Below are 10248 nucleotides of genomic sequence, written 5' to 3' on the forward strand. Positions count from 1 at the left end.
CGTCACGCAGCACTGCACCACTGGCATCAATGGCGTGAATCCGCCCCATAGCTTCCCTATAGCTGATGCCGGCGTAGCTATCTGGGTTGTATTCGGGCTGATCGATGTCCACGAAAGCGAGTTTTAGGCACTCCCCATGGCGCTGCCTGTCTTTGCGGCCAAGTAGCTCCACCTCCCGCAGGCACAGGGGGCAACCCCCGTCATAGAGAAGCGTAAGAGCCGGGCAATCGGCTGCGTTGAAGTGTTTGTAGCTAGAAAAATTCACTTTTTGCGGCAGTAGTTTCCGCCTACGTTCATCCAGCCTGCAGCGCAGGCCTTGCCATTGGTGGGTTGCACCGTGTAAGTCATCAGCCCCAGGGTGCTGCACTTGCCGTTCAGCATGTCTACGTACCCCATGGGACAGATGTCGCCTATTTTCGAGACCTGGCGCTGGGCTTGGGCGGCTGGGGCGGTAGCTGCCAGGCCAGGTAAAACGATCAACAAGGAAAGTAATATGCGCATGGCAGCCTCTCGGGGCACTGGATGGGTATCAACCTATCTTAGGCAGAATGCTATGGATGATCTGAAACATATCCATCTGCATGCTTCGCCAAAGCCTCGAGACCCTGCGGGTGGTGACCCCAGGCGAGGGCTTTACCGACCTCACTGGCCGACTTAACGCCGCCTTGGCCTCCAGTGGCATGGAGCAAGGGCTGCTCAACTTGGTGTGTCTGCACACCTCATGCAGCCTAACTATCAACGAAAACGCCGACCCGCGCGTACTGCGCGACCTTTCCAGCTACCTGCGAGCCCTCGTGCCCGAGGAGGGCATCCGTCCGGTCAGCGGCCGTGGGGAACTGCGACCCTACGTACACGCTGATGAAGGCTCCGACGACATGCCGGCCCACATTCGTACGGCCCTCACCACCAGTCAGCTCAGCCTTTCTTTTGAGGCTGGCCGTCTTTTACTTGGCACCTGGCAGGCTGTTTATCTGTGGGAGCACCGCAGAAGGGGCAGCGAGCGGTTGCTGACACTTCACCTATTGGGTTCTTAGGGCTCCATTCGTTTGATTAGATCCATGAGCAGCAGCACCCCCTGTCCTATCTGCAGAATTCATGACGACCCCGCAGCGCGGGGAGTTTATGAAATCGGTCGCGGTTCCCATTGGCTGTTGCGCCACCATCCCGACCTCGCCCCCCTGGTTGGTTGGCTGCTCCTAGATAGTCTCCGCCATGTAGCGGGCCCGGCTGATTTCAACGACCAGGAGGCAGCCTCCTGGGGGGTTGCTGTGCGCTCCGCCAGCGCTCTGCTCAAGGAGCAAACCGGCTGCGACAGGGTTTATGCGATTGCTTTTGGCGAGGGTGCGCCCCATTTGCACCTCCACCTAATTCCCCGCTTTGCTGGCGATCCCCGCACTAGCGCCTGGTTGGTGGCAGATCACTATCGAGCTGTAGCAGCTGGAGAGCTGCAGCCCGCAGCGCCTGAGCATGTGGCGGACCTGGTGATCCGGGCCCGCAGCAGCTTTTCGGACCAGCTATTGCAGTGAGCTACACCAGCACCGGTAGCTTGGCCGGCTCGCTTTGCTGGAAGCGCAGCTGGCGTGCCTCGCCTTCGGTTGCAACATCCACCGTGATGGTGTGGCCGCTGGTGAACGTCCCGGCCAGGATTCCCTTGGCTAAAGGGGTTTCCAGCTCCCTTTGGATAGCCCGCTTGAGCGGCCGGGCTCCATACACCGGGTCGTAGCCCACACCGGCAAGCCAGTCGAGGGCATCGGCATTGAGCTGCAGCCCCAGTTTTTTGTCGTCTAGGCGCCTGGCCAGCCGCTGCACTTGCAGCTCCACGATCTCGCGCAATTCCTCCTGCTTGAGGCTGTGGAAGATGATCGATTCATCAAGCCGATTGAGGAATTCAGGCCGGAAGTGACCTCTGAGGGCCTCATTTACCCGGGCCTCCATTTCGCCGTGGCGGGCTGGATCGCCTGCCAGATCCAGGATCGAGGCGCTGCCAATGTTGCTTGTGAGGATTAGCAGCGTGTTGGTGAAGTCCACCGTGCGGCCCTGGCCATCGGTGACGCGGCCGTCATCGAGGATCTGCAGCATTACGTTGAACACATCGGGGTGGGCCTTCTCCACCTCGTCGAACAGGATCACGGCGTAGGGTCGGCGCCGCACCGCTTCGGTGAGTTGGCCGCCCTCTTCGTAGCCCACGTATCCCGGAGGTGCTCCGATCAGCCTGCTCACGGCGTGCTTCTCCATGTACTCGCTCATGTCGATGCGCACCATCGACTCCTCGGAATCGAACAGCTGGGCTGCCAGGGCCTTGGAGAGTTCCGTTTTTCCCACACCCGTGGGGCCAAGGAAAAGGAAGCTGGCGATTGGCCGGTTGGGATCGCTCAGCCCTGCCCTTGATCTCTGAATTGCATCGGCTACTGCGGTGACCGCCTGGGCCTGACCAATCACCCGGGTGTGCAGCTCCTCCTCTAGGTGCAGCAGCTTCGCCATCTCGCTTTGGACCAACTTGGCCACGGGGATGCCGGTCCATTTGGCGATCACCTCGGCGATGTCGTCTTCGGTGACCTCTTCACGCAGCATGGTTTTATCGCTGCCGCTGGCATTAAGCGCCTCTTCTTTGGCGGCCAGCTTCTTGTGCAGCTCGGCCAGGGTGCCGTATTCGAGCTCGGCGGCCTTGTTGAGGTCGTAGTTGCGCTTCGCCTGCTCTACCTGCAGCTGCACCTGCTCGATCTCCTCTTTGATCGCGCCAAGCTCATCAATTGAGCTCTTTTCTGCCTGCCATTGGGCATTGAGGGTGCTCTGCTGTTCGCTGAGATCGGCCAGCTCCTTCTCCAGTCGCTCGAGCCGGTCCTTGCTGGCAGGGTCGGATTCGCGCCCCAGAGACAGCTTTTCCATCTCCAGCTGCAGGATGCGGCGATCGAGCTCGTCGATCTGCTCCGGCTTGGAGGTGATCTCCATCTTTAGGCGGGCGGCCGATTCATCCATCAGATCGATGGCCTTGTCTGGCAGGAAGCGATCGGCGATGTAACGGCTGGAGAGCACGGCCGCTGCCACCAGGGCGTTGTCGGCGATGCGCACGCCATGGTGCACCTCGTAGCGCTCTTTGAGACCCCGCAGGATCGAGATGGTGTCTTCCACCGTGGGTTGATCCACGAACACCTGCTGGAAGCGGCGCTCTAGGGCCGGATCCTTCTCGATGTGTTGCCGGTGCTCATCGAGGGTGGTGGCGCCAATGCAGCGCAGCTCGCCCCGGGCCAGCATCGGTTTGAGCAGGTTGCTGGCATCCATGGCGCCGCCGCTGGCGCCGGCCCCCACCACCGTGTGGATCTCGTCGATGAACAGCACGATCTGCCCCTCCGAGGCGGTGACCTCCTTGAGCACGGCCTTGAGCCGCTCTTCGAATTCACCGCGGTATTTGGCACCGGCGATCAGGGCGCCCATATCGAGAGACACGAGCTGGCGGTTCTGCAACGCCTGGGGCACGTCCCCATTGACGATGCGCTGGGCTAGGCCCTCCACAATCGCCGTTTTGCCCACTCCGGGCTCTCCTATCAGCACCGGGTTGTTTTTGGTGCGGCGGCTGAGGATCTGGATCGTGCGGCGGATCTCTTCATCGCGGCCAATCACCGGATCGAGCTTGCCCTCGCGGGCTGCGGCCGTGAGATCCCTGCCGTATTTCTCCAGGGATTCGTAGGTGCCTTCTGGGTTCTGATCGGTCACGTTTTGGGATCCGCGGATGGCCTGTACGGCTTCTTTGAGTTTGTTGGTGTTTGTGCCCGCTTGAGATAGCAATTGCTTGCCGCAGCGGTCGTCGATCGCTAGCGCCAGAAGTAGGTGCTCAATCGCGATGTAGCTGTCGCCGTAGGACTGTTTGAGCTCGTCAGCCTGGTCAAGAACGGTATTGAGCCCCTTGCCGAGATAGACGTTGTCTGGAGGTGCACTAAGGCTTGGCTGAGCGAGGATCCAGGCCTCAACCTTCTGGCTAAGGGTGCCCACATCCACGCCGGCCTTTTCCAGAATGCGGCCTGCCAAGCCCTGCTGGCTTAGTAGGGCGGCGAGCAGGTGCTCGCTTTCCATTTGCTGCTGACGCCGCTGCTGCGCCAACTGCTGGGCTGCCACCACGGAGGCCCAGGCTTTTTCGGTGAAAATTTCGGCGGTGGGATGCATGGCCACTTGCCTCGTTTGAGCTGCTGGATTAAACGTATGTCCGTTGTCTCAATTCAGCAGCGAGGAGAACCGACCGGATTGAGTCGGTCCTCCCCCGAGCTGGTGGGCCTAGTTCTTCGGGAGCTGAATCACACCAGCATCGGCGCCGCACATGCGCAGCGGACAGCCATCCGCTCCATACATCGCGTCGGCGGGGGATAGGCAGCCCATCGCGTTCTTTGCCTGCACTTGATTGGCTTGGATCCGCCTGGGCTGGAGCAGTTTCTGGCTGGCGGGCACCACCAGTGGACAGGGAGGCTTAGGCAAGGCCTGAGCCTGAGCCTGGCCTTGGAAGCCTCCCAGCAGCGCAGCCCCGGCGATGGCGAGTCCCAGCAGCACGGCATCCATGCTCATCAGCAGTCGGGCCTGGGGCGAGGGGGTATGGGCTGCCATGCCGATGCTTAGTTCAGACTGGGCCCACTCTGGCCCCCTGCATGGGGGATAGCTGCCGTGAACGACACCTGGAACGAGCCGTTGATTGAGCAGCTGGCTGCTGAGTCCCGGGAGTTCGATGGCACGGGTCGGGATCCGGAGCGCAACTGCTGGATGGCCGTGCATCGGTATGTGCACGGTGTGCTGCCCAGCGAATACGACATCCGCGAGGTTCCGGAGGAGCTTTATCTGGCCGTGCTGGCTGCCCGCCGAGGCCAGAACTGAGATCCGGGCAGAATTTTCCCGGATGTTCGCTCGGCTTCGGTGGCCAACAAAAAACCCCGACCTTGGCCGGGGTTTGCTGAAGGACTAATTGGATAATTGAGTCAGGAAGACCAGCCCAGGAACACCGGCCCCGGAAGACCAGCCCTTAGATCAGGCCCAGCCCTTAGAAGACATGTCTTCGACGTAGGCAGCGACATCGGCGATGTCACCTTCGCTGAGCTTGCCACCGAAGGCAGGCATGGCGTTCTTGCCGTTCGTTACCTGGTAAGCAATGGCAGCTTCGTGGCCTTCGCTGTAGTTGGCGAGGTAAGCGGTTAGGGCATCCTGCTTAAGGGTGCGCTCGGCGTTAACAACGTTGCCACCACCCATGTGGCAAGCGGCGCAGTTGGCGGAAAAGATCTGGCCGCCATGGGCCACATCGGCAGCGAAGCTAGGAGCAGCACCCAGCACGAGCGCTAGGCAGAGAGCGATCAGAGAGAAGAGACGGCGCATGGGGGGCGCTTAAAAGCATGGGCAACTCGACAAAATTAAGGCGTGAACGGGGCTGATGTGACCTCTGGCAACCAGGTTCGAAACAATTGCCACAAAGTTGGCTGTGCGGTGGGATCAGCCAGGTGCCAAGACGTTGATTTCAGCGGTCATCCCTGCTGCCCGATGGGGCTCACACCAGATCGCGTAGCGGCCGGGCGTATCAAATTTTTGCTCCCAGCTTTCGCCCAAAGCGAAGCTGAGCGGTTCATGGCTCCATTCGGGATGGCCTGCCACGATCAAGTTGTGGGGGCCGAGCCCCCGCACTTCAAAGCTCACTGTGTCTCCGGCGTTGATCGTCAGCTGCTCGGGTTGGAACACCAGAAAGCCTTCGTCGTTGCCCAGCAGCATCGTGAACACGAGGCAGCCCAGCAGCAGCCTCCCGACCAGCCAACCATGCCTGTGCTTACTCATCTGTGCGGCAGGCCAGCGGTTTCGAACACCGCTTGGAGCGTTGGTGCGTAGCTCACCAGGCCAAAGCGTTCTGGTGGGCTCACCGGCTCGTGCACGAAGTGGCGCTGGCGAATTGAGAAGCGATCCCAGGCATTGACTTCAATGCGTAGGAGTTTGATCAGGGCTTCGATCAGCCAGCCTTGCAGGTCGATCCCAAAGGGTGGCTGCCAGCTGCGGCGCCAACGGCAGAGCTGGGTCACGGTGGCATTGATGCTGATCGGCGGCTGGCCGAGCACCAGGCGCCGCAGAGCTCCCTGGTTTGGTTCCGGATTGGGCTGATGGGGCTGGGTGGCCAAATGGGCGCACACCAGGGCTATGTCGGCGGCGTGGATGAAGTGGAAGCTGGCTTCGGTGCGCAGCCACTTAGCAAGCCACAACCAGCGGGTTGCCTCCTTAATCCCGGCGGTGAGATAGCTGGTGGGATGGCGGTCGCCCGGACCCACCTGACCCCCAAATACCAGGGTGGGAAATACGGCCACAATTTTGGCGGCTAGGGGGTGGGCCTCCAGTTGCTGCAGGCAGAGGGCCTTGGTTTGGATGTATTCAGTGCCAAATTCCGCTGCCTCGGGCAGCAGCTGCAACTGGCGATCCAGAATTGAGGCAGTGGAGAAGTAGATCACCTGCTCCAGCCATACAGGGCTGGTGAAGGCCAGCAGCTGCTTGACCGCGTCCACGTTCACCTGCTGGGCTCTTAGGGGATCGCCCCAGGCGGTGGCCGTGTGGATGATGCGAGTAGCGGTGGCGATTGCACCGGCATGGGGGGTTAGCTCCCGCAGGTCACCGACCAGCAGGGTGACCCGAGGATCATCTGCTGAAACAACCGTGAGCTTGGCTGGATCACGGAGCAGGAGCAGCAACTCCGCATCGCTGTGGCGATAAAGCTGCTCAGTGATGTATTGGCCAACGCAGCCACTAGCCCCTGTGATCAGGATCCGCTGGGGCCGGGATCCTGCCGCGGGGCTGCTCAAGCCGCCGCTCCGATGCGCTCCATCACACTCTTGCCAGCTTCAAAGAAGGCGCGGCCGTTTTCTTCTGGAGTGCCCGGCAGGATGCCATGGCCCAGGTTGAGAATGTGCTTGCGGCCACGGGCTTTGCGCACGGTGTCGTCGATGCGGGCCTGGATGGCCGCTGGGGTGCCGAATAGCAATCCGGGGTCCACGTTGCCCTGCACGCCAATGTGCTCGGGTAGGCGGGCCAGGCCCTCGGCCATGTCCACGGTCCAGTCGAGCGAAATGATGTCTACCCCTGTGCCTGCCATGCGCTCAAGCACGCCGGCGCTGCCGGAGATGTAGAGGATAAAGGGGGTATCGGGGTGGGTTTGCTTAACCAGATCCACCACCTTCTTCTGGTAAGGCGCCGCGAAGCTGTCGTAATCCATGGGGCTGAGCTGGCCGGCCCAGGAATCGAACATCTGCACCACCTGGGCGCCGGAATCGATTTGGTAGCGCAGGTAGGTGGCAATTGATTCTGCGAAGTGGTCTAGGAGCTTGTGCAGCAGCTCCGGCTCTTGGAAGGCCATCGCCTTGATCACGGCGTAGTTCTTGCTGCTCTTGCCTTCCACCACATAGGCGGCCAGGGTCCAGGGGGCACCCACAAAGCCGAGTACAGCAGCTTCATTGCCAACCGATTGACGTAAACGAGTGAGCACATCACCCACAAACGGCATGCTCTCGGCCGGCTCCAAGGCTCGCAAAGCCTCTACTTGGGCAAGGCTGCGGATGGGGTCCTGGATCAGGGGCCCCTGGCTCTCAATGATGTCGAAGTTGATCCCCATGCCTGGTAGGGGCGTGAGGATGTCTGAAAAGAGGATCACGCCGTCGGGCTTGAAGGCGTGGAAGGGCTGCATGGAGATCTCGTAGGAGAGATCTGGGTTTTCTGAGCGCTCGCGGAAACCGGGATGGCGGTCGCGCAGGTCGCGATACACCTTCATGTAGCGCCCGGCCTGGCGCATCATCCAAACCGGGGGCCGCTCCACCTGCTCACCTCGGGCGGCGCGCAGCAGCAGGGGGGCGGTTTCGGTCATGGTTGCAAGCAGAGCGAAGCGAGAACTTACCCGAGCAGGGCCCCGGACCCGCTGGCTTCGTCACAGGTGTCTTTATCCAACTGCTGGCTGCGGATTTCGTCCCGGCGGAAGACGAGCACTGAAAGGGGTGGTAGGCAGAGATCCAGGGATTGGTCATAGCCATGGATCCCCCACTGGTCGGTGAATTTGCCGCCCAGGTTGCCCAGGTTGCTGCCGCCGTAGCGCTCAGCATCGGTATTGAAAGCTTCCTCATAGAAGCCTTCCAGCGGTACGCCCACTCGGTAGTGGGAATGGCTCTGGGGAGTGAAGTTGGCCACCACCACAAGCCACTTGCCCGTGGCGCTTTCACGCCGCATGAAGCTGATGATCGAGTGGCGATTGTCGTTGCAATCGATCCACTGGAAGCCGAATTCGCTGAAGTCGTCGCCCCAGAGAGCCCGCTCCGATTTGTAGAAGACGTTGAGATCGTCGACAAGATGCTGCAGCCCCTGGTGAGAGTCGTGCTCCAGCAGCTCCCACTGCAGATCCCCCCACACATTCCACTCAGCCCTCTGGCCAAATTCCATCCCCATGAAGATGGTTTTCTTGCCGGGATGGGTCCACATGTATGCCAGCAGTGCCCGCACGTTGGCAAATTTTTGCCAGTCGTCACCTGGCATTTTGTGCAAGAGGTTGCTCTTGCCATGCACCACTTCGTCGTGGCTTAAAGCCAGCATGAAGTTCTCGGTGAAGGCGTACCAGATTGAGAAGGTAACGTTGTTCTGATGGAATTGGCGGAACCAGGGATCTAGCTCGAAGTAATCGAGCATGTCGTGCATCCAGCCCATGTTCCATTTGAGGTTGAACCCGAGGCCGCCAATACTGGTGGGCTGGGTAACCATGGGCCAGGTGGTGGATTCCTCGGCGATCGAGAGTGCTCCAGGGAAGTGCTCGAACAGCACGTGGTTGGCCTGTTGCAGGAAAGTAACGGCCTCGGTGTTTTCACGGCCGCCATGGTCATTTGGCAACCATTCACCGTCTGGGCGCAGGTAGTCGCGATAAAGCATGGAGGCCACCGCATCTACGCGGATGCCGTCGATGTGGAACTCCTCAAACCAATAAACCAGGTTTGCCACAAGGAAGTTGCGCACTTCGTTGCGGCTGTAGTTGAAGATGAGGGTCCCCCATTCCTTGTGCTCGCCGATGCGCGGATCGGCATGCTCATAAAGATGGGCGCCATCAAAGAAGGCCAGGCCGTGGGCATCTTTGGGGAAGTGGCCTGGCACCCAGTCGAGTATCACGCCAATGCCTTCGGCGTGGCAGCGATCCACGAAGGCGCGGAACTCATCCGGTGTGCCAAAGCGGCTGGTGGGGGCGTACCAGCCCGTGACTTGGTAGCCCCAGGAACCATCGAAGGGATGCTCCGAGATGGGCATCAGCTCGATGTGGGTAAAGCCGCGGGCTTTCACATAGGGGATGACCCGATCAGCTAGCTCTGGATAGGTGAGCAGGCGAGCGCCGGGTTTGAGATCGGCTGCAGGCACCGGCGGGCGCGGTGTGCCGTCAGCTTCGATGTAGGGCTGGTCGGCAGCGCCGTGCATCCAGCTGCCCAGATGCATTTCATACACAGACACCGGCTGGTCGAGGGGGTTGCGGCTATCCCGCTCCTGCATCCAGCCCGAGTCTTGCCATTGGTGCCCCGCAAGCGACTCAACGATTGAGCCATTGTTGGGACGAATCTCATGGCGGAAGCCATAGGGGTCTGCTTTTTGATAGCAGTGCCCGTTTTGAGCTCTTACCTCGTATTTGTAAATCTCACCTGGCTTAAGCCCCGGAATGAATAGCTCCCAGGATCCTCCCACCCTTGCCTGCATCGGATGGTGGCGGCCATCCCAGCCGTTGAAATTGCCTAGCACCGCCACGCTCCGAGCATTGGGGGCCCAGAGGCAGAACTGAACGCCCTTGACGCCGTTGTGCTCCACCACGTGGGCACCCATGCGGCGCCAAATGTGGTGGTGGTTGCCCTCTGCAAACAACAGGCGGTCTAGTTCGCCCATCCATTCATGGCGAAACGACCAGGGATCGGGCTGCACGTGTTCTATGCCGCCGCGGTTGACCCGCACCTGATAGGAAGTACCAGGATCACTGCCCCAAGGGGCTTCGAAAATCCAAGGGTGATTCGGAGTGGCCATCGGCAGCGATTGGCCATCGATCAGCAGCTCAACACGCTCTGCCTCAGGCATCCAGACGCGCAGCACCCAACCGCCCGATTCGAGGGGCTGGGGACCCAGCACCGCAAACGGGTGGTCGTGCCGGCATTCAGCCAGCCGCTGGCAATCCTCCGCCATCCAGTTAAGGGTGAGCAAGGACATGTACCAGCAGCGATCGGAAGGCGAGCTTAGGCGTCTTTG

Annotated in this window: 12 protein-coding genes; 3 read left to right on the plus strand and 9 right to left on the minus strand. The window is 60.7% G+C overall.

What is annotated here, in order from left to right; translation table 11 throughout:
- Positions 1-265 (minus strand): DCC1-like thiol-disulfide oxidoreductase family protein (locus tag KBZ07_RS10995; protein WP_254931652.1); only part of this gene is annotated, 265 nt, incomplete at its 3' end.
- A complete protein-coding gene (locus KBZ07_RS11000; protein WP_254931653.1) occupies positions 262-501 on the minus strand; it encodes a hypothetical protein in 240 nt (79 codons plus the stop codon). The genes KBZ07_RS11000 and KBZ07_RS10995, both read right to left, overlap by 4 nt.
- An 80-nt stretch (positions 502-581) precedes the next feature.
- Here KBZ07_RS11000 and KBZ07_RS11005 point away from each other — a divergent pair, with 80 nt between their 5' ends.
- Positions 582-1034 (plus strand): secondary thiamine-phosphate synthase enzyme YjbQ, encoded by a 453-nt coding sequence (locus tag KBZ07_RS11005; RefSeq protein WP_106501934.1) that lies wholly within the window; start codon positions 582-584, stop codon positions 1032-1034.
- A gap of 24 nt (positions 1035-1058) precedes the next feature.
- Complete coding sequence (locus KBZ07_RS11010; RefSeq protein ID WP_254931654.1) at positions 1059-1526, plus strand: HIT family protein; 468 nt, start codon at positions 1059-1061, stop codon at positions 1524-1526.
- A 1-nt stretch (position 1527) separates the two neighbouring features.
- On the opposite strand, the gene clpB is transcribed toward KBZ07_RS11010, so the two are convergent.
- Complete coding sequence (gene clpB, locus KBZ07_RS11015) at positions 1528-4158, minus strand: ATP-dependent chaperone ClpB (protein WP_254931655.1); 2631 nt, start codon at positions 4156-4158, stop codon at positions 1528-1530.
- Positions 4159-4266: 108 nt separating this feature from the next.
- Positions 4267-4590 carry a hypothetical protein gene (locus KBZ07_RS11020; RefSeq protein WP_254931656.1) on the minus strand — a complete coding sequence of 108 codons (324 nt, stop codon included), beginning with the start codon at positions 4588-4590 and terminating at the stop codon, positions 4267-4269.
- A 57-nt stretch (positions 4591-4647) separates the two neighbouring features.
- Between KBZ07_RS11020 and KBZ07_RS11025 the strand changes: the two genes are divergently transcribed.
- Positions 4648-4854: a hypothetical protein gene (locus KBZ07_RS11025; RefSeq protein WP_254931657.1), complete on the plus strand. Its 207-nt coding sequence runs from the start codon at positions 4648-4650 to the stop codon at positions 4852-4854.
- A gap of 150 nt (positions 4855-5004) precedes the next feature.
- Here the strand turns inward: KBZ07_RS11025 and KBZ07_RS11030 are convergent, their stop codons facing one another.
- From KBZ07_RS11030 to glgB, 5 genes are all read right to left on the minus strand, one after another.
- The gene (locus KBZ07_RS11030) at positions 5005-5346 is read right to left on the minus strand and encodes a c-type cytochrome (RefSeq protein WP_106501929.1); all 342 of its coding nucleotides are present in this window, start codon (positions 5344-5346) and stop codon (positions 5005-5007) included.
- A 114-nt stretch (positions 5347-5460) separates the two neighbouring features.
- The gene (locus tag KBZ07_RS11035) at positions 5461-5796 is read right to left on the minus strand and encodes a plastocyanin/azurin family copper-binding protein (protein ID WP_254931658.1); all 336 of its coding nucleotides are present in this window, start codon (positions 5794-5796) and stop codon (positions 5461-5463) included.
- Positions 5793-6803, minus strand: a complete 1011-nt coding sequence (locus KBZ07_RS11040; protein WP_254931659.1) for an NAD(P)-dependent oxidoreductase — start codon at positions 6801-6803, stop codon at positions 5793-5795. Before KBZ07_RS11040 ends, KBZ07_RS11035 begins: the two co-directional genes overlap by 4 nt.
- Entirely contained in the window at positions 6800-7858 is a 1059-nt protein-coding gene (hemE, locus tag KBZ07_RS11045) for a uroporphyrinogen decarboxylase (RefSeq protein WP_254931660.1), read from the minus strand. Before hemE ends, KBZ07_RS11040 begins: the two co-directional genes overlap by 4 nt.
- Positions 7859-7884: 26 nt before the next feature.
- Positions 7885-10209, minus strand: coding sequence for a 1,4-alpha-glucan branching protein GlgB (gene glgB, locus KBZ07_RS11050; protein ID WP_254931661.1), 2325 nt, complete (start codon positions 10207-10209; stop codon positions 7885-7887).
- Between the last annotated feature and the right edge of the window lie 39 nt (positions 10210-10248).

It is taken from the genome of Cyanobium sp. BA20m-14 (assembly GCF_024346295.1).